1 protein-coding gene is annotated in these 866 nt (G+C 45.0%); it reads left to right on the top strand.

The genetic code is table 11. The annotated features are described in order from the left end of the window. Positions 1-866: hypothetical protein (locus A3750_RS26565; protein ID WP_197475256.1), on the top strand; the 866-nt coding region annotated here is incomplete at both ends.

Here is an 866-nt window from a genome sequence, read left to right as displayed (position 1 = left end):
CTAACCCTGCTGAAGAGCTCTTACCTGAATACCAGGCGCTATCCTCCAAAACGATTTTGTATACGAGTTCAGAGCAGGCGTGCTATCTACCATGGTCGCATTTCAAACCTAGCCCAAATGAAATCAAATTACTCGAGTCAACTCTAGACACCCCGCTTGCGAGTGACCCTATAGCCTCCCTCGGCACGACATTAATCTACATTGGTTTGAAACTTGGACGGACACCTTCGCGCGTTGAGGACATGCTAATCTCTGACGACTTAACAAAAGAGTGGGCTCTTTCTCCAACCGATCAGAAGTTCAAACGCTTGCGACCAGCCAATGAGTATTTAAAAACAGCACTTTCAGAGAAAACCGATCTACCGTTAGAACAAGTCGAAGACACCTTCTCTATCGAACTACCCTTACGGTTCAGAAGCACCTTGTTCGAGTTATCCAGAAACAACGGAGGGAAGCGAATTGGCGAGCTGTGGCAAAGTCAGTCAAAACAGTCACTCGACAACTGGTTTAATAAAAACATATCGACAATAGAAGGACTCTCTCGCTTACAGCCGTCCATGCTGCAGTATGGTGCTGAGCAACAAATTTATCAGCAAACAAAATCCAACACGCTAAGTCGCATTTTAACCTATCACCCATATCAACAACTTCCATCACTCACCTCCTATAACTCATGGTCAGCTAAAGAAGTCCGATCTCTTGATTTAGGTTACACAATCACCGACATAGACGATGACCAACTGCTCTGCGGAAGCGCGCAGAATATCGATGACGAAATCGTTGCAGAAAGGATCCGAAATGCGACGAAGAAATTAGGGCAAAAATACGACAAGCTCTTCGAGTATCACAATGACTATTGCCTGTAT

The sequence above is a fragment of the Oleiphilus sp. HI0079 genome (genome assembly GCF_001635105.1).
The sequence above is the reverse complement of the archived record's forward strand: the minus strand, read 5'-3'. Positions and strand labels throughout refer to the sequence as shown.